The following is a 21,836-nucleotide window of genomic DNA, read 5'->3' as shown; positions in this document are numbered from 1 at the left end:
GCGATGCGCGTGCGCAGATGGCTGACAGGATGGTTGGCGGGGTGGGTCGTGGTTCCGGCGATGGCAGCGCAGGGTCCCGCCGCGCTGAACGAGGTTTCGCAGGCATGGGACCGCTATGCGGAACTGAGCAGCCAGGAGAAACCCGAGAGCGTCGACCTGCTGGCGGCGTCCAGCCTGGTCCACTTCGGCTTCCTGCGCGACATGGCGCTCTATGCCTCGCCGGAACAACTGCGCCGGCTGCCCAGCGGCGACCGCATCGTGGTCTACCTGCTGCGCGCCACCCAGCCGCCCGCGGCGCTGAAGGCGATGGACGACCGTGCGGTGGCGCGACTGTGCCTGGTCGAGGGTTGGTCCGGGGTGGAATCCGCCACCGACGACCAGCCGCTCATGACGCTGTCCAATGTCACCGTGATCGACGACCTGGCGGTGGGGGAAGTGGCACCGCCGACGGAGAGCCAGTTCCAGTTCGGCCCGGTCCTGGTGCGTGAGGGCGGACAGTGGCGGTACCGCTACGAATCGATGATGCCGGACGTCTCGGCCTTCATGGACCAGGCCTTCCGGCAGTCCGGGCTGGGCGAGGTGCGCAGCATGGAACTTGCGCTGGCCGCGATGCTGGAGCGCGAGGCCCCCAGTCTGGCCCTGCTGGACCGCACGCCGCTGGACGATGCGGGCATGCGCACCCGCCTCAACGAAGCCTGGCCGGATTACACCGCGCCGCTGCGCTGGCGCCTGCGCGCAGTGCGCAGCAAGGCCGAGGCCGGCGATGCGTTCGCCCAGTTCGCCTTCGGCGCGCTGCAGTACGGGGGCGGCATGCCGCAGTTGGTGCCCAAGAACGCCGCCGAGGGCCTGGCCTGGCTGGAGAAGGCCAGCGAGGGCGGCCATGGGCAGGCCGCCTGGCTCGCCTCGGTGGCCATCACGGAGGAGGGCGGGTTCTCCGACGACGCTATGCAGCGCGCCCTGCCCCACCTTACCCGCGCCGCCGCGCACGGCACCGAACCGCAGGCCCTGCTGGCCATGGCGCAGTACCACCATGACGGTCTGGCCGGCATGGCGCGCGATTGCCGGCAGGCCGAAGCATGGGCCGCGCGCGCGGAAGAAGCGGGTGCGAAGCAGGCGCGCAACGAGCGCGTGTGGATCCTCGCCACCTGTCCGGTACCGGACCAGCGCGATACCGTCCGCGCCCTGGAGCTGTCGCAGTTCATGATCCAGCGCAGGGATGAGCTGGACTGGCACGAACTGGACACGGTGGCCGCCGCGCTGGCCGCCAATGGCGACTTCGCCAGGGCGACGCAGTTCCAGACCCTGGCCCTCGAGAAGATGGCCGCGGACGAGGACCTCTCCAAGGACAGGCGGGCCGCCGCGCGAAAGCGGATGAGCGCGCGCCTGGGCAAGTATCGCAACGACCGCGATTACGTGCTGGACTACCGAGCCATCGACGAGATGAGAGCAGGCAGGCTGTGATGCAGATCGACACCTACACCCCCATCCCGCTGGCGCCCACCGACGCCTGGCAGGCGCTGCCTGCGCGCGGCGCGTGGCTGGCCGCGCTGGGCGGCGCAGCGTTGCTGTTTCCGTTCGCCTTTCCCGCCTTCTTCGTTGCCCGCGCCACCGACATGGTGTCGCCGTGGTTGGCCGTGCCGGTGGCCGCGGGTGTGGGCGCGCTGCTCGGCGCCTGGGTCGCGGTGAAGCGGCACCGGCGCACGCGCTGGCGCCTGGACGACCGGGGCTTCGCGGTCCGCCGCGGGAACTGGTGGCAGAGCGAAACCCACGTGCCGATTTCGCGCGTACAGCACCTGGACGTGAAGCGCGGCCCGCTGGAACGCAGCGCGCGCTTGTCCACGCTGGTGGTGCACACCGCCGGCACGCGCATGGCCGCCGTGTCGCTGTCGGGACTGGACGCGGACGACGCCGAGCGCCTGCGCGAACGCCTGGCCACGCAGGTCGACCACGACGACGCGCTGTGATGGACGGACCTGCCGTGGACACCGACGCCCCGGAACGCCGCCTGCACCCATGGTCGTGGCTGTTCGTACTGTTGCAGCAGCTCAGGCAGTTCATTTTCCCGCTGATCGCGTTGCTGGTGTTCGGCGCCCGCAAGAGCGACGACGGTGATCCCTGGCTGGCGTTCGCACCCGTGATCGGCATCGCCGTGCTGGTGGTGCTGGCCATCCTGCAGTACTTCACCTACCGCTACGTGATCGGCCGCGATGGCCTGACGGTGCGCGAGGGCCTGCTGCACCGTTCGCGGCGCGAGATTCCCTTCTCCCGCATCCACAACGTGGTGGTGCACCAGTCGCTGCTCCACCGCGTGTTCGGCGTGGCGGAGGTGCGTCTGGAATCCGCAGGCGGCCAGAAGCCGGAAGCGCAGATGCGTGTGCTGGGCCTGCGCGATGCGCTGGCGCTGGAAGACCTGGTGCGCCACCAGGCGCGCGGCCCCGCGGCCATCCAGGCCGCTGCGTCCGATGAGCCATCGCGTGCGCGCGACGCCACGCTGCTGGCGCTGTCGACGGCCGAGGTGATCCGCCTGGGCCTGATCTCCAACCGCGGCATGATCGTGGTGGCCGCGGGCTTCGGTGCGGCCTGGCAGATCCTGCCGGAGCGGATGATCGAACAGTTCTTCCGCCAGGGCGCCAAGCAGGCCTTCGGGTATGCCGAACAGCTCCACCTGGGCTGGCTGGCCGGCGCCGCGGGCGTCGCCGCGCTGGTGGTGCTGGCGCTGGTCCTGGTGCGCGCACTGTCGGTGGTGCTGGCGCTGCTGCAGTTCCATGGGTTCCGCCTCAGTGAAGACACGCGCAGGTTGATGGTCGAGCGCGGCCTGCTGGCGCGCCTGCGCACCAGCGTGGCGCGCCGGCGCATCCAGGCATGGACGCTGCACGAAGGCGTGCTGCACCGGTGGTTCGGCCGGCGCTCGCTGCGCATCGACACCGCGGTGGCCGAGAAGGCCGGCCAGCAGGACCAGCGCGCACTGAAGGACCTGGCGCCGATCGCCACGCCCGAGGCGTGCGACGCGCTGGTCAACCACCTGCTGCCGCAGGCGGCATGGCCACGCGCGGACTGGCGTCCGGTCGCCGCCTCCGCCCGCTGGCGCCTGCTGCTGCCGACCCTGACATGGCTGCTGCCCGCGACCGCGCTGGCCGCATGGCACCTGGGGCCCTGGGCTTGGTGCGCCCTGGCCTGGCTGCCGGCGTCAGCCCATGCGGCGCATCGGCACGCCTCACGGATGGGCTGGTCGCTGGACGGACATCTGGTCGCGGTCCGCAGCGGCTGGTGGTCGCGCTACTGGCGGTTCGCCGAGATCGACAAGCTGCAGGCGCTGAGGCTGTCGCGCTCGCCGCTCGACCATGCCTGCGGCACCGCCTCGCTGTGGCTGGACACCGCCGGCGCCAGCGGCGTTGCCGCTCCGCTCGCCCTGCGCTTCGTCCCCGAGGCGGAGGCGCGCGACGCGTTCGAGCGGCTTTCGCTGGCCCTGGCACAGCGCCGGCTGCGGTGGTGACGGTCGCCCGCGGCCTCCGTTCAGGGCCGCAGGCGGGATCGGCTCAGGCAGGGCCCCAGTAGCCGATCCGCTTGCGGATCTTGAGCTTGCGCCACAGGTTCATCGGTTTCGGCTTCCGGTTGCGGGCGCCTGCGGCGATGAACGCGTCGATGGCGTCCAGCACGCGCTCGCTGGAACGGCCATCGCGATAGGGATGGATGCTGTCGGCGTAGGCGACGATGGCCTGCATCAGTTCGGGCGGCCGCGACAGTGCGCGGCGGATCGCCGGTTCGAACTGCGCAGGATCGTCGATATCGATCAACTGCGGGCCGGGACGGCGGTTCTTGAACGTCACCACCGGCTTGTGGGTCAGCAGGAACTCGTTGAGTGCCGACGAGGTGTCCGAGCACATCATGTCCACCTGCGGGAACAGCTCGAGGATGTTGTCGTCGTCGGCGAAGCGCAGGTGTTCGTTCTCCAGCGCGCGGAACTTCGCCACCGTGTCCGGGCTCATCTTGGGGTGGAAGGTCACGATCCACTTCCACTCGCCGGTGCGCGAGAGCCGTTTCACTTCCTCGTACAGCGTTTCCGCCGCGCTCCACGACGGCGAGAACGTGGAGTGGTAGAGGATCACCGGTGGCTGGCGCACCGGCGGCAGGTCACCGGCGATCTCCTGCATGAAGGGATCGATTTTCGGCCAGCCGGTCTCCACCACGCTGAAGTGGCCCACCTTGTCGGCGATGGCCCTGAACTGCGCGGTGTCGCGCGGCCCCGTGGTGCAGTACAGGTCGAAGAATCCCCGGATGTAGATATGGCGCGGCTTGCCGGCATCGAAACCATGGAAGGTTTCCACCTTCACGCCGGGGAAGAAGTGCGGCACCGCATTGCTACCGGTGATCACGGCGATGGCGTTCCAGCGGCGGACCTCCTCGGTCGTCGTCAGCAGCTTCTCGTCTGGATGCAGATCCTCGGCGCCGGGGCCGTCGAAGAACCAGGCAGCCTCGCCGCCGCGCGCACGGATGGCCTCCTGCACGGGCCGCAGGATCGCCAGCGCATAGCGCTCGGAGCCGTAGAGGAGGTAGTGCTTGGCCATCAGTGTTCCAGTCCGTGTTTGGCGAGCTTGGCGTGCGCGGCGCCGATCGAGGCCGGGTTATGCCGCATCTCGTAATAGCGCATGCGCTTGTAGGCGGCGTAGCTGGCCGCCGTCTGCGCGATGATGAAACCGCGCCAGCCATCCAGGAAGGCCAGCCGCAGTACGTAGTCCTTGAGGAAACTGGACAGGTACACCAGCGGCGTGAGCCACATCCGCACCGGACGCCGCTTGTCGCACCAGTCCAGTGCCTTCAGTTCGCTGTAGCGCAGGACCTTCAGCTGTTTGTGCACCAGGCTGGGATTGTCCGCGTGGTTGAAGGGCGCGCTGAACTCGGCCGCCGCCCCGTCGAAGCGCAGCGACTCGTGTACGCGCGCATCGGTCCATCGGGCCCGGTCGCGATGGTAGAGCCGCGCCATCCTCTCCCCCACCATCGGCCGGTACCAGCGCATCGGCGCGCCCATCAGCCAGGTGCGCCGGCGCAGCCACGCCGCGGGCCGGCTGGAGGCCATCAGCGCGGGCAGCCCGCGCTCGAGGTCCGCCGCGAGTTCGGGCGACAGGAACTCGTCCGCATCCAGCACCAGGATCCAGTCGTGGGCGGCCTGGGTGCTGGCGAAGTTGCGCTGGGGTCCGAAGCCCAGCCAGTCCTGGTGCACCACGCGCGCGCCGTGGGCCTGGGCGATGGCGACGGTGTCGTCGGTGCTACCGCTGTCCACCACCAGCTTGTCCGCGGCGAACGGGACGCTGTCCAGGCAGCGGGCGATGTTCAACCCCTCGTTGTGGGTGATGACGACGAGGGAGAGGGGCAAGAAAGACATGCCATGAGCTTAGCGGTTCTTAGGCTATCCAGCATCGCCCCGCACGCGGTCGCGCCGCAGCAGCTGGACGCGAAAGGTCAGGTACGGTCACGCCCCGCCGCCTCGATACACGATGGAATCGGGGGCCGTCCCGCCAGCGCCGGATCCCTGCGCAGCGAAGGCAACACGCCGCGGGACAGAAAAAAGGCGAACCCGTTCACTCCTTGGGCCATGTTTCATCCGGATCCGGGCACGCGAATCTGACTGGGGGCTGTCTTGTCGGCTGGCGGCGGCTGGCGCCACCACGCCGTGCCCGGAGAATTGGTGCCTCCCCCAAGCGACCGGAATCGGGTCACGGGCCATGCTCGTGGATCGCCTCCGTCCGCAAAACCCGGTCCACCACGGATGATCGTCCCTTCATCGATCCGGCACTCCGAGACGCGAGGCGCGGGATCCGCCCGCGATGCATTCTCCCGCACATCTGGCCCGACCCAGGGCCCGATGAGGGTCGCGCTGATCTCGATGACACCGGTCTTTCCGGCGAAGGCCGGGCACAGCGTGCGCATCCTGCAACTGTGCAAGGCGATCAGGGCGCTGGGTCACGAGCTGACGTTCGTCCATGTCTCCTCCAAGCTGGACACGCAGAAGCCCGACACGGCGTCGCATGTCGAATTTTTCGGAGAACAGCACTACCTGCATCTGCACGACGGCCCACGCGGGGCGCGTGCCGTCTTCTGGCTGCGCGGCAAGTTGCGACGCCGCTGGCGGAAGATCCTGTGCGGCCTCGGGTACGAGCACAGCCACTACTCCCGGCTCGACGAAAACTGGCGAAACGCCTGGACCCACCAGCTGCGGGCCCTGGATCGCCGGTTCGATGCCGTCGTCGTCGAGTACGCTTTCAACTCCCGCGCGCTTGACGCGTTTCCAGCCTCGACGCGCAAACTGCTGGATACCCACGACGCGTTTGCCGACCGGCATCGCCCTTTCGTGGTGCGCGGTTTCCGCAAAGGGTATTGGGTTTCCCTCAAACCCCAGGACGAGAACCGGGGCCTGCGTCGGGCCGACGCGGTGATCGCCATCCAGGCGCAGGAAGCCGAGCATTTCCGTCAGCAGCTGACACGGGACGGAGCCGTCGAACGCAATCCGGAGATCGCCGTGGTCAGCCATTTCATCGGCCTCGACCAACCCGTGCCCGACCACAGCGTCGACCATGCCGCGCTCTATGTCGGCACCAACATGTTGTCGAACCAGATTTCGCTGGGGCAGTTCCTGGAACACGTGCTGCCGCGCGTGGTGAGTGCGATCCCGGACTTCAGGCTCAGACTGGCCGGCTCGATCTGTAACTGGGCACCCGATCTGCCCAACGTGGAGAAGCTGGGCTTCGTCGACGACCTGCGCCTCGCCTTCGCCCGCGCCCCGTTGTCGGTCAATCCGACGATCGCGGGTACGGGCATCAACATCAAACTCCTGGACGCGATGGGTGCCGGCGTGCCCACGATCTCCACGCTCACCGGAGCGCGTGGCCTGGGGGCGCAATTCCGCAACGGCCTGCGAGTGGTGCCCGATCACGACCACGACGCTTTCGCGGACCACGTGATCCGCCTGTCGAAGGACGCGGACTTGCGCCGATCGCTAGGCCTGGCCGCCTTTGCCGACGCGCAGCGCTGGAACGAAGGGCAGCTGGCCGCATTGGACCGTTGCCTGCGTGGAGATACATTCACGGACGTCGTTCCCAGCCCCCATGCGCCCAGGCGCGATCGCTGGCCCGACCCGCGTTCCGCTTCCGCCGCCCCGACCGCCGCATGAAACTCCTGTACACCAATTTCCACAGCGGCAGCGGCGGGGGACACACCACCTACATCCGCGAACTAGCGCGCGGGTTGTCGGTGCGGCACGAGGTACACGTCGCGGCGCCGGAAGAGAGCCGGCTGTTGCGCGAAGCGAGGGAGATCCCCGGTCTCCACGCCTTCGCCCAACCCTATCCCAACGGCCTGCGCCTGCGGCCCGCCCGCAGGCGCGCCTGCGCACGCTTGCGGGCGTACCTTGAGGAACATCGCTTCGATATCGTGCACGTGAACGGGTCGGCGGATCACCGCCTCGTGATCGCGGCCCTGAGAGGCCTGCAGCCCCGCCCCCTGGTCGTGCTGACGAAGCACAACACCAAGCCGATGCGCGGCCTGCAACATGCGTGGCGTGCGCGCTTCGGGACCGACAAGGTGATCGCGGTGTGCGAATTCGTGCGCCGCCAGCTGAGCCACACCCCCTATCGTCGCTGCCAACCGGAAACCGTCTACAACGGCGTCGACACCGCGTTCTATTCACCTGCCGAACCAGCCGATCGCGCGGATGCGCGACAGCTCTGGATCGGCAGCAACGCCGGCACGGCGGACTACAAAGGATGGACCGACCTGATGGCGGCGCTGGCGTTGCTGACGCCGGACGAGCGCGACCGCATCCAGGTCGTCATTGCCGGCCACCCGCCGTCTGCGGCCCAGCGGGAGATGCTTGCGCGATCCGGGCTGCAGGACCGCTTCCATTTTCCCGGTCTGCTGGACGACGTGCGTCCGATGATCGCCCGGCTGGATGCCGGCTTCGTGCTGTCCCATGACATCGAAACGATCTCCTTCGCCTGCCGCGAGATGATGGCGATGGGCAAGCCGGTCATGGTGACCGACTACGCCGGCCTGCCCGAGAACATCCGCCCCGGCACCGATGGCTGGATCGTGCCGGTGCATGGACACGCCGCGATGGCGGCGGCGCTGCGCGACATGCTGAATGACCGCGAAGACGTCCTGCGCCGCGGCAAGGCGGCCCGCGACCATGCGCTCGCCGAATTCGGCATCGGAACCTTCCTCGATCACACCGAGGCCGTCTATGCGCGACTGCTGGCAGGCGCGCCCTCGCTCGACTCCGAGCCCGGTCCGGGCCAGGACCTGGCGTCCACGGGCAGGCTCCTCGGCGAAGACGGCCACCCACGGCGCCACGGGCCGATGCAGATGCCGGACATGCCTGCCTCATCTCAACCCGCGGCCGATCCACCGAGCGTCTGGTGAGGCGCTCGTGGAACATCCGTTCGCGGTGACGCATCCTGTGCCCGGATGGACTGCGCCGAACGGACGCCTCACGCCTTCCTGACTATCTCGCGCGGGCAGCGCTATTCCGAGCCGTTTTCCTCCGCAGCGTCGCGAGGCGCCATCCCCATGCCCAGCAACAGTCCGACCAGCACCACGTAGGCGCTGGTGCTGAGGGCATGGGAGAACATCGACTGTGTCAGCCCGGACACCAGGTAGGCGAACACCAGCATTCCCGCGGCCCAGGAGGGACCGACGGGTGCGTGCAAGCGCTTACGGCGGATTTGACGAATCGCGATGGCCAGCGGCACGCCATAGAGCGCCAGCAGCACGGCCAGACCCGCAATTCCCATCGTGGCGGCCCACTGCGCGACATCGTTGTGCGCATGCTCCAGTCCGCAGAAATGCCGTGACGCGCCCTGGCAGTAGAGGCTGGCGTCGACCCGGGACTTGAAGGCCTCGATCCCCACGCCCGTGAACGGCGCCTCACGGAATGCATCCCACGCCACCGACCACAATGCCAGCCGCGCGCTGATCGGCTGGTCCACCTGGCCCTGCGCGTAACCCGCCACGTCCGCGTGCAACTGGTCGAACCGGAACTGCGCCGACAGCCACGGCACCGTCCACAACGCGGCCAGCAGCAGCGCCAGCGCGACGCCGGTCGCGCCCAGCCGCCACCCGCGATGCCGTGCTTCGTTGCCGGCAAGCAGCATCAGCACCACCAGCCCGAGACCGGGCAGCACGCCGCGGCTGCCACTGAGGATCACGGCAACCACGGCCAGTGCCACCAGCGCGGCCAGCAGCAACTGCATCGGGAACCCGTTGCGTGCCGGCCGGCAGAACACGCCCACCACCAGCAGCGCCAGCACGGCGTTCGCGAACACGATGGGGTTGGCCTCGCCGCCCGCGCGCTCCACGCCCCACGACGCCTGTGCCATCGAGATCGTGAACGCAAGCGTCAGTCCCGCCAGCGCGCCACACCAGAGACTCGTCGCGCGCATGCGCGTGGACCATGCCAGCCAGGCACACCACGGCAGCAGCAAGGCGCGCGAGGGATTGTCGAGCGCGGACAGGTCGGCGCCGCTGCCCCACATGGAAAGCGCGGCGACGGCCAGGACGGCCAGCGCCGTACCCAGCAGGAGATGCAAGGCACGCGGCGTACGCGCGTCACGACCACGCCAGGCATCCGGCAGCGCCAGCAGTGTGGCCACCAGCATCAGCATGCCGAACGCACCCAGTCCCTTGGGCACCACCAGCAAGGCAGGGGCACTGAATCCTGACAGCCACGCGAACACGCGCGCGACATCCTGTCGACGATGGCTCCTGCCTTGCATTGCCGTGGATCCTTCCCTGTGCGACGACACGTTCATGAAGGCAGCGTGTGCGAACCGACCATGACGACGGAGTCTGCACCTACTCCGTTCCCGCCACGTCAAGGCGAGGTGAACAGCGATACCCTGTCTTCGTCGTCAGTATCGCGCACTCAGGGAAGGGACCGTCAACAGTGCATCACCACGCGCGTGGCGTTACCGCGTACTGCTGCGCGAATCACGCTTTCCGCAGGACGGCGTAGAAGAATCCGTCCATATCGCATTCGCCCGGCAGCCGCTGTCGACCACCCCCATCGGCATGCCCCCACGTTTCATCGAGCGGCTCGACCAGCGCCGCGGCGTGGCGTGCGCGGAATGCCCCCAACTGCAGCGCATTCTCGGCGCGCAGGATCGAGCAGGTGGTGTAGACCAGGCACCCGCCCGGACGCAGCACCCGCCACGCGGCATCGAGCAGGCGTGCCTGCAGGCGGGTGAGCGCCACCAGGTCGTCGGCACGCCGATGCAGCAGCACATCGGGTTGGCGGCGCACGATGCCCGTGGCGGAACAGGGCGCATCCAGCAGGACCGCATCGAACGGCTCACCGTCCCACCATGCCGAGGGATCGGCCGCGTCCGCGGCTTTCATGTCGGCCTGCACACCGACGCGATCGAAGGTCTCACGCACGCGCTGGAGCCTGCGCGCATCCACATCGATCGCCAGCAGACGCCGCGTCGGGTCGCGCTCGAGCAGATGCGCGGACTTGCCACCCGGCGCCGCGCACATGTCCAGCACCCGCGCACCCGCGGGCAGCCCGTCCAGCAGGTCCGCCACGCGTTGCGCGGCGCCATCCTGCACCGACACATCGCCCTGGGCGAATCCGGGCAGGCCCGTCGCCGCCACCGGGGCGCGGAGCAGCAGCGCGTCCGGCACGCCGTCCGGAACTTCCGCCTCGATGCCCGCGTCCAGCAGCCGTTGCCGATAGGCGTCACGGTTGCCGCGCAGCCGGTTGACCCGCAACCACAGTGGCGCCTCCTGCTGGCTGGCGGCGAAGATGTCATCGGCCTGCGCCGGCCAGGCCTGGCGCACCTGCTGTCGCAGCCATGCCGGCCACAGGGCATCGGACGGCGCCGCCGGCAAGCCCTCGCGCTGCGCGCGTCGCAGCAGCGCATTGACCAGCTTGTCCTGGTGGGGGCGGCCCAGTGCCCGCACGGCCTCGACGGTGGCCGACAGCGCTGCATGGGCGGGCAGGCCCATCACCACCACCTGGACGAAGCCCACATGCAGCAGCGCGCGCAGTTCGTTTTCGCTGCGTCCCAGCGGCTTGGGCATCCAGGCCGCGAGGGCGGCGTCGCTGCGGGCACGGGAACGCAGCACCGCGAAACAGATCGCCTCGAGCAGCGCGCGATCGCGGGCGTCCTCCACCCTGGGGAGATTGGCCGCCAGTTCGGCCTTCAGCGAGCGGCCGCGATGCATCACCGCATCGACCACACGGGTCGCGATGACCCGCACCGCGACGCCCGCCTGGGTGGTCACGGCGTCACCAGGTCGCGCCGGGCGTTGAGGTAGTCCGCCGCGGTGATCGCCTTGCCGCCCTCGCGCTGGACCACGCGCAACCGCAGCACGCCGCTGCCGCAGGCGATGTCCAGTCCTTGCCGGCTGGCGGCCAGCAGCGTGCCGGGCGCGGCGGTATGCGCCTGCTCCACCGCCACCGCGCCGTGGATGCGCAGGCGTTCGCCGGCGACCTGGGCTTCGGCGATGGGCCAGGGATTGAAGGCGCGCACCTTGCGCGCCAGCACGTCGGCCGGCTGCGTCCAGTCGAGCCGGGCTTCGGCCTTGTCCAGCTTGTGCGCGTAGACGACGCCGGCCTCGGGTTGCGGATGCGGCGGCAGGCGGACGCCTGCGCGCAGCAGCCCGAGCGCATCGCGCAGCACCTGGGCGCCCAGATCGGCCAGACGGTCATGCAACTGGCCGCCGGTTTCTTCGGGCCCGATGTCCAGGCTCTGCGCCAGCAGCACCGGCCCGGTATCCAGGCCGGCCTCCATCTGCATCAGGCAAACGCCGGTCTCCTCGTCGCCGGCTTCGATGGCGCGCTGGATCGGCGCCGCGCCGCGCCAGCGGGGCAGCAGCGAGGCATGCACGTTCCAGCAGCCGTACTGCGGGATGTCGAGCACCGCCTGCGGCAGGATCAGGCCGTAGGCCACCACGATCATCACGTCGGGCTGCATTTCGCGCAGTGCTTCCTGGGTCGACTTCTTCTTCAGCGACAGCGGCTGCAGTACGGGAATGCCGCGCTGGATCGCCTCCAGCTTGACCGGGGACCGCGTCAGCCCGCGCCCTCGGCCGGCGGGCCGGTCGGGCTGGGTGTAGACGGCCACCACTTCATGGTGGGCATGCGCGGCGCGCAGGCTGGGCACGGCGAACGCCGGCGTGCCGGCGAAGACGATTCTCATGGAGGCAGGGAATGGAAAATGGGGAACGGAGGATGGAAAGCGGCGGCACTGGCGGCGACGGGACCGCCGGCGCGGCAGCGAACCGTCATGCCCGGTTCCCCGTTCCCACCCCGCCGCCTTACGCCACGTGCTTGCGCTGCTTGGCCAGCTTCTTGCGCACCATCTCGCGCTTCAGCGGCGAGAGGTAATCGACGAACAGCTTGCCGTCCAGGTGATCCATCTCGTGCTGGATGCAGACGGCCAGCAGGCCGTCGGCCCGCAACTCCTGCGGCTGGCCCTGGCGGTCGAGGAAGCGCACGGTGATCTCGTCGGCGCGGGTCACGTCGGCGAAGATGCCGGGCACGGACAGGCAGCCTTCCTGGTACACCTGTTCGCCGGCCTTGTCGCTCAGCTCCGGATTGATGAAGACCTGGGGCTGGTTCTTTTCCTCGCTGATGTCGATGACCATGAAGCGCTGGTGCACGTCCACCTGGCTGGCGGCCAGGCCGATGCCCGGCGCGTCGTACATGGTCTCGAACATGTCGTCGAGCAGGCGCTGGAATTCGGCCGTCGTCACATTTGCGGCCTCCACCGGCACGGCCTTGGTGCGCAGGCGGGGGTCGGGGAATTCGAGGATGGGGAGCAGGGCCATGGTACGTCTCGGGATGGGGGCGCCAGTGGAATCCGGCAAGGCCTCACGAATTCTAACGCGGGCGCTTGCGTTGCGCCGGGTTTTCTGGACTATAGTGCGGACCACCTGTCGGGGAATCAGGTAGATACCGCCATGTTTAAATGTTTTCGTACGGTTTTCGCCGTCGCGGTGCTGACCGTCGGCACCTATGCGGCTGCCGCCGAGATGGCGGGAGGCCATCCCGACACCTATGTGGTCAAGCGCGGCGACACGCTGTGGGACATTTCGGCCCGCTTCCTGAAAAAGCCGTGGCTGTGGCCCGAGATCTGGCAGGCCAACCCGCAGATCCAGAACCCGCACCTGATCTATCCCGGCGACGTGATCAGCCTGGCCTACCTGGACCGCGTGGCGGTGCAGCCCGGCCCGCGCGAGGAAGCGCCGCTGAATGCGATCCCGCTGTCCGACATCGAGCCGTTCCTGAAGGACCGCCGCGTGGTGGACAGCTTCGAGGGCCTGCCGCACGTGGCCGGCCTGGACGAAGACCGTCTGCGCAGCTCCGGCGGCCACAACATCTACGTGCGCGGCCTGGACGGCGCCCAGCCGGGCCAGCGCTTCACGGTGGTCCGTCCCAGCGCGCGCTTCACCGACAATCCGCGCTCGCAGGACCTGGACTTCCGCGGCAGGACGATCCGTGGCGAAGTGGACATGTGGAAGGACATCACCGAGCAGACCGGCAAGGGCGCGTTCCTGGGCTACGAACTGGTCAAGGTGAACGTGGCCACGTTCACCCGCGGCGTGGTGCCCGGTACCGAGGTGAGCACGCTGGTGGCCGATATCGGCGGGCATGAGATCCGCGTCGGCGACCGCCTGATCCCGGTCGATGCGCAGCCGTACGACCTGCACTTCTTCCCGCATCCGCCCGCCCGCGATCCGGCCGGCAAGCTGCGCGTGCTGGCCGTGGCCGATGCCCTCACCTCCGGCGGCCCGCGCGATGTCATCGCCATCTCCGGCGGCCGCCTGGACGGCGTGGACAACGGCACGGTGTTCTCGATCTGGCGCAACGGCAGCCACACCGCCAACCGCATGGCGCATCCGGAATCCTCGCGCATCAGCGAGTCGCCGAAGTCGGGCGCCGGCCGCGTGAGCCTGCCGGACGAGTATGCCAGCCACGCCATGGTGTTCCGCACCTTCGACAAGGTCAGCTACGCGCTGGTCATGGAGGGCGTGGAAGCCACCCGCGTGGGCTATGAGCTCAAGCACCCCGACGCGACCTACTGACCCGGGTCGGGCAAATCCTACGCAATACCGCGACGGCGCCCGAGGGCGCCGTCGTCGTTTCGTCCCTACGCTGGCCGCATGTCCTTCGACGATGCGACCGCCCTGGCCCGGCTGGTACTGGCCGGTGGCCCGGCCCAATGCCGGCGACACCTGCTCGACCGCCACGGCTCACCTGCGGCGGCGCTCGCCGCGGGTGCAGGCGCATGGCGCGCGTCCGGGCTGGACCCGGCGCAAATCGCGGCCCTGCAGGATCGGGCCGTCAGCGAAGCCCTGGCGCGCACGCGGGAGTGGCTGCAGGTCCCCGGCCATCACCTGGTGGGCTGGCACGACGCCGACTTCCCCGCACCGCTGCGCACGATTTCCAGCCCGCCGCTGGCGCTTTTCATCGACGGCGACCCTGCCCTGCTGTGGCGACCGGCGGTGGCGGTGGTGGGCAGCCGCACGCCTACCAGCGGCGGCCGTGACAACGCACATGCCTTCGCCCGCGGACTGGCGGCGTCGGGCATCGTGGTCGCCAGCGGCATGGCGCGCGGCGTCGACGCGGAGGCGCATGAGGCGGCCCTGGCCTGCGGGCCGGGGACCACCTTTGCCGTCGTCGGGACCGGCCCCGATCTCACCTATCCACCCGCCCACGAGCGGCTGCGCGAACGCCTGGCACGCGAAGGCGCCGTGGTCAGCGAGCATCCTCCCGGCACCCCCGCCCTGCGTACCCACTTCCCCGCCCGCAACCGGATCCTGGCAGGCCTGACCCTGGGCACGCTGGTGGTGGAAGCGGCCGAGCAGTCCGGCGCACTGATCACCGCGCGCCAGGCGGGCGAGGCCGGTCGCGAGGTGTTCGCAATTCCCGGCTCGATCCACAATCCCCGGGCCCGCGGCTGCCACCGCCTGATCCGGGAGGGCGCGGCACTGGTGGAGGACGCCACCGAGATCATCACTGCCCTGGCGCCGCTGGCCGCCAATCTGGCCGACGCGCTGCGCGTGCGGCTTGGGCAGGCTGAATCCGGGGCAATCGCAGGCAACGGCGAGACGTCCTGCCGTCTCGACCCTGACTACCAGCGATTGTGGGACGGGCTCGGCCATGACCCAACAGGTATGGATCAGCTCGTCTCACGCACTGGATTGACGGCCGCGGAACTGTCCTCCATGCTGCTGGTCATGGAACTGGATGGCTTAGTAACGGCCGAGCACGGCCGATACCAGAGAAAGACCGGTTTCTTCACCTCCACAGCGTCCACGACGCAGGCCGAGGGGCAATGAAAGAGAGCATCCTGGATGTACTGCTGTACCTGTTCGAACACTACTTCACCGAAGACGCGGACCCGGTCCGCGACCGCGACTCTCTCCAGAACGGCCTGATCCAGGCCGGTTTCAGCCCCGCCGAAATCAGCAAGGCCTTCGACTGGCTCGACGCGCTGGCCGAGCAGCGGCCGGCCGCCTCCACGCCCCGCGTGGGCGGCCCCACCCGGGTCTTCCATGGTCCCGAGCTGGAGAAGCTGGACGTGGAGTGCCGTGGCTTCCTGCTGTTCCTGGAACAGCATGGCGTGCTCGATGCGGACCAGCGCGAGCTGGTCCTGGACCGCGCCATGGCGCTGGACCAGGACGAACTGGACCTGGACGACCTGAAGTGGGTCGTGCTGATGGTGCTGTTCAACCAGCCCGGCTCGGAGGCCGCCTACGCCTGGATGGAAACCCAGATGTTTGCCGACGAGCCCGAACCGGTACACTGAGGCGTTGATCCGCTTCTGGGGGAAGCATGTCGGGTTGGTATTACGCCGACCGGAACCGTGAACAGCACGGTCCGGTGACGGCGGATGAGCTGGTCACGCATTACCGTTTCGGGCGCATCGCGCTGGGCGACCTGGTCTGGCGCGAAGGTCTGCCGCAATGGCGGCCCTTGCGCGATTTCGCCGACGAACTGGGCCTGGATCCGGCGCCGGTCGATGTCGCCCCCGCACCACCGCCTCCAGTACCGCCGGTCGCTGCGCCCCTGGCGCAGTCCTCCCTGCCGCCCGCGCCTGCAGCGAAGAAGCCCGGCATGTCCGGCGGCAAGATCGCGCTGATCGTGGCCGCCGTCATGGTGGTGCCGTGCATCGGCATCGCCGGCATCCTGGCCGCCATCGCCATCCCGGCCTACAACGACTACACGCTGCGCGCCAAGATCGTGCAGGCCAATGCCGAGGTCCAGGCGCTGAAGGTCGACGTGCAGATGTTCCGCCTCGACCAGGGCCGTTGCCCGACCAATGGCGAAGGCGACTTCGGCGCGCCCGAAAGCTATGCCGGCACCTACGTCACCCGCGCCACCATCGGCGAGTTCGACGACGGTACGTGCGGGTTCGAACTGGAATTCGGCAACACCGGCAATGCGCAGATCGATGGGCGCAAGCTGTGGTGGGACATCGGCAGCGACAACGAACAGTGGCACTGCTCGTCGGAAGTGGACGACAAGTACCTGCCACTGGACTGCCGCGGCTGATCGACGCCGGCGTGGCGACGCGCGCCACGCCCTGCACCGGGGAATGAAGGAATGACGCACTGGTATTACGCCGATGCCCAAGGGCAGCGGCAGGGGCCTTTCAGCGCCGAGGAACTGGCCGGACACGTCCGGGCGGAACGTCTGGCTGCCCATTCGCTGGTCTGGCGCGACGGCCTTGAGACGTGGCAACCGCTGGCGTCGATGGCGTCCGAGCTGGACGTCGCGCTCGGCACGCCGGCCATGCCGGCCATGCCGGCAGGGTCCGCCACGTCGCCCGCCGCCGATGCGCCCTATGCGCCACCGACCGCCCCGCTCGCCTCCGAACAGCAGCCTGTCGCCGGCGGCGACGTGGTGCTGGCCGGCTTCTGGCGACGCCTGGCCGCGCTGTTCATCGACTCGATGGTGGTGGGCTTCGCCTACTACCTGGTGCTGATCGTCGCCGTGGTGGTGCTGGGCATCGGCGGCAGCCTGCTGCTGCGCAACCAGGACAGCACGGAGGGCATGGCCGCGATGTTCGGCATGATGGCGCTGGTCTACCTGCTGTACCCGGTGATCAGCGCGGCGTACTACGCCGGCTTCGAATCGTCGGGCAAGCAGGCCACGCTGGGCAAGATGGCGGTCGGCATCAAGGTGACCGATACCAAAGGTCGCCGCCTGACGCTGGGCCGTGCGCTGCTGCGCTGGCTGGCCGTGTTCCTCAACTACATCACGCTGTACGTCGGCTACCTGATCGCCGCCTTCACCGAACGCAAGCAGGGCCTGCACGACATGGTGGTGGGCACGCTGGTGGTGGACCGCTGGGCGTACACGGCGCACCCGGACTGGCAGCAGCGCGGACTGGGGACCGTCACCAAGGTCATCCTGGCGATCGCCGGCGTGCTCTACGGCCTGATGTTCATCGCCGTGATCGCCGCCATCGTCGTTCCGATGGCCCTGCAATCCTGAAAGATCCACGGAGACCCCGCATGACCGAGTGGTACTACGTCGACAACCTGCGCCAGCGCCAGGGCCCCGTGCCGCAGGAAGCGCTGGTGAAGCTGCATCGCAGCGGCGCGCTTAACGACGCCTCGCTGGCCTGGCGCGAAGGCATGGGCCAGTGGACGCCGCTGGGGGAACTCGGCAGCGAACTCGGCCTTGCCGCGCCCGCGCCCGTCGCTGCGCCCCCGACTCCCGAGCCCGCGGCCGAACCAGTGGCCGAACGGCCACTGACCGGACGTGCGGTGTTCACGGCCAGTGAGCCCAGCTACGCCCAGCACACGCCTGTGCAGACGGGCCCGGTGGGTGCCGTGGCGGCTGCGGCCACGGCGGCATCGCCCTACGCCGCGCCCCGGGCCGATGTGGTCGAGCCGCGTTCCGCGGCGCGCGTGCAAGACGGCCATGTGGTCTACGCAGGTTTCTGGAAGCGCGTGGCGGCCAGCATCATCGACGCCTTCGCCATCGGCATTCCCGTCGCGATCGTGGCCATGATCGTCGGTGGCCTGATGGGCGCCGGCAGCTCCTTCACGACCCAGGTGTTCAACCCGGGCGAGACGATCACGTCGTACCTGCTCACCGCCATCGCCTACGCGTGGTTCCATTCGACCGCCGGCCTGAGCGCGACGCCCGGCAAACTGGCCATCGGCATCAAGGTGGTAAGGACCGACGGCGACAAGATCAGCTTCCTGCGCGGCTTCGGCCGTTACTGGGCCTACCTGCTCAGCGGCCTGATCTTCTGCATCGGCCTGATCATGGCCGCCTTCACGGAACGCAAGCAGGGGCTCCACGACCTGATGTGCGACACCCTGGTGGTCGACAAGTGGGCCTTCACCGCCCAGCCCGAGCGCCAGCGCGAGGAACTGGGCACGGTGGCCCTGGTCGTGCTGATCCTGGGCGGCGTGCTGCTCGTGGGCGCCTTCATCCTGATGGTGGTGGGTTTCGCCGCGCTGGCCTCGATGGGTCGCTGAGCCGCCACGGGGCGACCCGGGTCACGGAACCCGGCCCGGCCCTGGCTACCGGCTTGACAGGCCGGTGCGGCCGTGACACCACTATAAATAGGAAATCTGAACGCCCGGGGCCCGCGCCCCGGGCGTCCGCTTCTCTGGCGCCCGCATTTGGGCCACCCTAGCCGGCCCCGGACGGCCCACCCGAACTCCCCTGAACCCCTGACATGCCCAAGCACCTGCTCATCGTCGAGTCGCCCGCCAAGGCCAAGACGATCAACAAATACCTCGGCAAGGACTTCACCGTCCTGGCGTCCTATGGCCACGTCCGGGACCTGGTGCCGAAGGAAGGAGCGGTGGACCCGGACAACGGGTTCGCGATGCGATACGACCTGATCGACAAGAACGAAAAGCACGTCGACGCCATCGCCAAGGCCGCCAAGGGTGCCGACGACATCTTCCTGGCCACCGACCCGGACCGCGAAGGGGAAGCCATCAGCTGGCACATCGCGGAGATCCTGAAGGAACGCGGCCTGCTGAAGGACAAGCCGCTGCACCGCGTGGTGTTCACCGAGATCACCCCCCGCGCCATCAAGGAGGCGATGACCCAGCCGCGCCAGATCGCCGGCGACCTGGTCGACGCCCAGCAGGCGCGTCGCGCACTGGATTACCTGGTCGGCTTCAACCTGTCGCCGGTGCTGTGGCGCAAGGTGCAGCGAGGCCTGTCCGCCGGCCGCGTGCAGTCGCCGGCGTTGCGCATGATCGTGGAGCGCGAGGAGGAGATCGAAGCCTTCGTCGCCCGCGAATACTGGAGCATCGAAGCCGAGTGCGCGCATCCGCGCCAGGCCTTCACCGCCAAGCTCACCAAACTGGACGGGCAGAAGTTCGAACAGTTCACCGTCACCGACGGAGACACCGCCGAAGCCGCACGCCTGCGCATCCAGCAGGCCGCGCAGGGTTCGCTGCACGTCACCGATGTCAGCAGCAAGGAACGCAAGCGTCGTCCGGCGCCGCCGTTCACCACGTCCACGCTGCAGCAGGAAGCCTCGCGCAAGCTCGGCTTCACCACCCGCAAGACCATGCAGGTGGCGCAGAAGCTGTACGAAGGCGTCAACATCGGCGACGAGGAAGGCACCGTCGGCCTGATCAGCTACATGCGTACCGACTCGGTCAGCCTGTCCGCCGAGGCGCTGGCCGAGATCCGCGACGTCATCGCGCGCGATTTCGGCACCCAGGCCCTGCCCGACAAGCCCAACGTCTACGTCACCAAGTCCAAGAACGCGCAGGAAGCGCACGAAGCGGTGCGCCCGACCAGCGCACTGCGCACGCCGGCGCAGGTCGCCCGCTACCTGAGCGACGACGAGCGCAAGCTCTACGACCTGATCTGGAAGCGCGCGGTCGCCTGCCAGATGGTGCCGGCCACGCTCAACACCGTGTCGGTCGACCTGGCCGCCGGCAGCCAGCACAGCTTCCGCGCCAGCGGCACCACCGTGGTCGATCCCGGCTTCCTGGCCGTGTACGAGGAAGGCAAGGACCAGAAGAACGCCGAGGACGACGACGAAGGCCGGAAGCTGCCGCCGATGAAGCCTGGCGATTCGGTGCCGCTGGACCGCATCCACGCCGACCAGCATTTCACCCAGCCGCCGCCGCGCTTCACCGAAGCGGCGCTGGTCAAGGCGCTGGAGGAATACGGCATCGGCCGTCCGTCCACCTACGCCTCGATCATCCAGACGCTGATCTTCCGCAAGTACGTGGAAATGGAAGGCCGCGCCTTCAAGCCCAGCGACGTGGGCCGCGCGGTCAGCAAGTTCCTGTCCGGCCACTTCACGCAATACGTGGACTACGATTTCACCGCCAAGCTGGAGGACGAGCTGGACGCCGTCTCCCGTGGCGAGGAAGAGTGGATTCCGCTGATGGAGAAATTCTGGGGCCCGTTCAAGGAACTGGTCGACGAGAAGGCCGAGAGCGTCGACCGCAGCGAAGCCACCGGCGCGCGCGAGCTGGGCACCGACCCCAAATCCGGCAAGCCGGTCAGCGTGCGCCTGGGCCGCTACGGGCCGTACGCGCAGATCGGCGACAAGGACACCGACGAGAAGCTGGAGTTCGCCTCACTGCGCCCCGGCCAATCGATGCACACCATCACCCTGGAAGACGCGCTGGAGCTGTTCAAGCTGCCGCGCAAGCTGGGCCAGGACAAGGGCGAAGAAGTCAGCGTCGGCATCGGCCGCTTTGGTCCGTTCGCCAAGCGCGGCAGTACCTACGCCTCGCTGAAGAAGGAAGACGACCCGTACACGATCGATCTGGCGCGTGCGGTGTTCCTGATCGAAGAGAAGGAAGAGATCGCACGCAACCGCATCATCAAGGAATTCGACGGCAGCGACATCCAGGTGCTTAACGGTCGCTTCGGACCGTACATCAGCGATGGCAAGCTCAACGGCAAGATCCCGAAGGACCGCGAGCCGGCGTCTTTGACGCTGGAGGAAGTGCAGAAGCTGCTGGAGGAGACCGGCAAGCCCGTGCGTCGCGGCTTCGGCGCCAAGAAGGCCGCCGCGAAGAAGGTGGCGGTGAAGAAGGAAGCGGCGCCGAAGAAGACGGCGGCCAAGAAAGCGCCCGCGAAGAAGGCGGCGAAGAAAGCCACCAAGAAGACCGCGACGAAGAAGGCAGCGACCAAGAAAGTGGCGAAGAAATCCGTCGCCAAGGCCGCTGCCGGAGACGACGCACCGTTCTGATCTCCTGCCACCATGCACGCCATGCCCATCGAACGGACCATCGAGGAAGCCGCGGAAGTGATCCGCAGCGGCGGCATCGTCGCCTATCCCACCGAAGCCGTGTGGGGCCTGGGTTGCGATCCGTTCGATGAGGGCGCCGTGCACCGGCTGCTCGCGATCAAGCAGCGGCCGGTGGAGAAGGGCCTGATCCTGATCGCCGCCACACTGGAACAGCTCAAGCCGCTGATCGATGTCGCGGCGGTGCCCACCGACCGCCTGGCCGACGTGCTGTCGAGCTGGCCGGGCCCGTACACGTGGGTGATGCCCGCCACCGCGCAGGCGCCGCGCTGGATCACCGGCCAGCATCGCGGCATCGCCGTGCGCGTCAGCCAGCATCCCACCGTGGTCGGCCTGTGCCAGGCCTATGGCGGCGCGCTGGTGTCCACCAGCGCGAACCTGAGCGGCCAGCCTGCCGTCAGCGACTCCGACGCGCTGGACCCGGCCCTGCTGACACGCGTGGACGCCATCGTGCCCGGCCAGACCGGCGGCCTGGCTCGTCCCACCGCCATCCGCGACGCACTGACCGGCCAAGCGCTGCGTGAATGACCGGCGGCCGTTCACGGCGCCCGGCTTTCCATCCCCTGTCTACGCGCGCAC

The 21,836-nt window shown here is 68.8% G+C and carries 19 protein-coding genes; 13 read left to right on the top strand and 6 right to left on the bottom strand.

The annotated features are described in order from the left end of the window. The first annotated feature begins 3 nt into the window (after positions 1-3). Genes IAE60_RS05290 through IAE60_RS05280 form a run of 3 tightly spaced genes read left to right on the top strand, consistent with a single transcriptional unit; the run spans position 4 to position 3,493 of the window. The gene (locus IAE60_RS05290; protein WP_187574134.1) at positions 4-1,461 is read left to right on the top strand and encodes an SEL1-like repeat protein; all 1,458 of its coding nucleotides are present in this window, start codon (positions 4-6) and stop codon (positions 1,459-1,461) included. Beyond that, positions 1,461-1,964 carry a PH domain-containing protein gene (locus tag IAE60_RS05285; protein WP_187574133.1) on the top strand — a complete coding sequence of 168 codons (504 nt, stop codon included), beginning with the start codon at positions 1,461-1,463 and terminating at the stop codon, positions 1,962-1,964. Before IAE60_RS05290 ends, IAE60_RS05285 begins: the two co-directional genes overlap by 1 nt. Beyond that, complete coding sequence (locus tag IAE60_RS05280; protein ID WP_187574132.1) at positions 1,964-3,493, top strand: PH domain-containing protein; 1,530 nt, start codon at positions 1,964-1,966, stop codon at positions 3,491-3,493. Before IAE60_RS05285 ends, IAE60_RS05280 begins: the two co-directional genes overlap by 1 nt. 43 nt (positions 3,494-3,536) lie before the next feature. On the opposite strand, the gene IAE60_RS05275 is transcribed toward IAE60_RS05280, so the two are convergent. Both IAE60_RS05275 and IAE60_RS05270 read right to left on the bottom strand, forming a co-directional pair. Beyond that, positions 3,537-4,565 carry a CDP-glycerol glycerophosphotransferase family protein gene (locus IAE60_RS05275; protein WP_187574131.1) on the bottom strand — a complete coding sequence of 343 codons (1,029 nt, stop codon included), beginning with the start codon at positions 4,563-4,565 and terminating at the stop codon, positions 3,537-3,539. After that, on the bottom strand, positions 4,565-5,380 hold the full coding sequence (locus IAE60_RS05270; RefSeq protein WP_185894989.1) for a glycosyltransferase family 2 protein: 816 nt from the start codon (positions 5,378-5,380) through the stop codon (positions 4,565-4,567). The genes IAE60_RS05275 and IAE60_RS05270 overlap by 1 nt, the downstream gene beginning before the upstream one ends. Before the next feature lie 480 nt (positions 5,381-5,860). Between IAE60_RS05270 and IAE60_RS05265 the strand changes: the two genes are divergently transcribed. Beyond that, positions 5,861-7,165 (top strand): glycosyltransferase family 4 protein, encoded by a 1,305-nt coding sequence (locus IAE60_RS05265; RefSeq protein WP_187574130.1) that lies wholly within the window; start codon positions 5,861-5,863, stop codon positions 7,163-7,165. After that, positions 7,162-8,412 carry a glycosyltransferase family 4 protein gene (locus tag IAE60_RS05260; RefSeq protein WP_187574129.1) on the top strand — a complete coding sequence of 417 codons (1,251 nt, stop codon included), beginning with the start codon at positions 7,162-7,164 and terminating at the stop codon, positions 8,410-8,412. Before IAE60_RS05265 ends, IAE60_RS05260 begins: the two co-directional genes overlap by 4 nt. Positions 8,413-8,513: 101 nt before the next feature. Here IAE60_RS05260 and IAE60_RS05255 read toward each other — a convergent pair whose 3' ends face one another. From IAE60_RS05255 to def, 4 genes are all read right to left on the bottom strand, one after another. Further along, positions 8,514-9,764 (bottom strand): O-antigen ligase family protein, encoded by a 1,251-nt coding sequence (locus IAE60_RS05255; protein ID WP_187574128.1) that lies wholly within the window; start codon positions 9,762-9,764, stop codon positions 8,514-8,516. A gap of 214 nt (positions 9,765-9,978) precedes the next feature. Next, entirely contained in the window at positions 9,979-11,214 is a 1,236-nt protein-coding gene (gene rsmB, locus IAE60_RS05250) for a 16S rRNA (cytosine(967)-C(5))-methyltransferase RsmB (protein ID WP_244966707.1), read from the bottom strand. Positions 11,215-11,270: 56 nt separating this feature from the next. Next, positions 11,271-12,191: a methionyl-tRNA formyltransferase gene (gene fmt, locus IAE60_RS05245; RefSeq protein WP_187574127.1), complete on the bottom strand. Its 921-nt coding sequence runs from the start codon at positions 12,189-12,191 to the stop codon at positions 11,271-11,273. A 118-nt stretch (positions 12,192-12,309) separates the two neighbouring features. After that, positions 12,310-12,822 carry a peptide deformylase gene (def, locus tag IAE60_RS05240; RefSeq protein ID WP_162111249.1) on the bottom strand — a complete coding sequence of 171 codons (513 nt, stop codon included), beginning with the start codon at positions 12,820-12,822 and terminating at the stop codon, positions 12,310-12,312. Between the two features lie 132 nt (positions 12,823-12,954). Between def and IAE60_RS05235 the strand changes: the two genes are divergently transcribed. From IAE60_RS05235 to tsaC, 8 genes are all read left to right on the top strand, one after another. Next, entirely contained in the window at positions 12,955-14,079 is a 1,125-nt protein-coding gene (locus IAE60_RS05235; protein WP_187574126.1) for a LysM peptidoglycan-binding domain-containing protein, read from the top strand. Between the two features lie 78 nt (positions 14,080-14,157). After that, positions 14,158-15,336, top strand: coding sequence for a DNA-processing protein DprA (gene dprA / locus IAE60_RS05230; protein WP_187574125.1), 1,179 nt, complete (start codon positions 14,158-14,160; stop codon positions 15,334-15,336). Continuing rightward, a complete protein-coding gene (locus IAE60_RS05225) occupies positions 15,333-15,806 on the top strand; it encodes a DUF494 family protein (RefSeq protein ID WP_185894982.1) in 474 nt (157 codons plus the stop codon). Before dprA ends, IAE60_RS05225 begins: the two co-directional genes overlap by 4 nt. Before the next feature lie 26 nt (positions 15,807-15,832). After that, entirely contained in the window at positions 15,833-16,552 is a 720-nt protein-coding gene (locus IAE60_RS18910) for a pilin (RefSeq protein ID WP_187574124.1), read from the top strand. Positions 16,553-16,603: 51 nt separating this feature from the next. Then, the gene (locus IAE60_RS05215) at positions 16,604-17,497 is read left to right on the top strand and encodes an RDD family protein (RefSeq protein ID WP_187574123.1); all 894 of its coding nucleotides are present in this window, start codon (positions 16,604-16,606) and stop codon (positions 17,495-17,497) included. A 20-nt stretch (positions 17,498-17,517) separates the two neighbouring features. Next, positions 17,518-18,495: an RDD family protein gene (locus IAE60_RS05210; RefSeq protein ID WP_162111255.1), complete on the top strand. Its 978-nt coding sequence runs from the start codon at positions 17,518-17,520 to the stop codon at positions 18,493-18,495. 203 nt (positions 18,496-18,698) lie between these two features. Continuing rightward, the gene (locus IAE60_RS05205) at positions 18,699-21,200 is read left to right on the top strand and encodes a DNA topoisomerase I (RefSeq protein ID WP_187574122.1); all 2,502 of its coding nucleotides are present in this window, start codon (positions 18,699-18,701) and stop codon (positions 21,198-21,200) included. A gap of 21 nt (positions 21,201-21,221) precedes the next feature. Then, a complete protein-coding gene (tsaC, locus tag IAE60_RS05200; RefSeq protein ID WP_187574121.1) occupies positions 21,222-21,785 on the top strand; it encodes an L-threonylcarbamoyladenylate synthase type 1 TsaC in 564 nt (187 codons plus the stop codon). The last annotated feature ends 51 nt before the right edge of the window (positions 21,786-21,836 follow it).

The organism is Pseudoxanthomonas mexicana, assembly GCF_014397415.1.
Classification (GTDB): domain Bacteria; phylum Pseudomonadota; class Gammaproteobacteria; order Xanthomonadales; family Xanthomonadaceae; genus Pseudoxanthomonas_A; species Pseudoxanthomonas_A mexicana.
The sequence above is the reverse complement of the archived record's forward strand: the minus strand, read 5'-3'. Positions and strand labels throughout refer to the sequence as shown.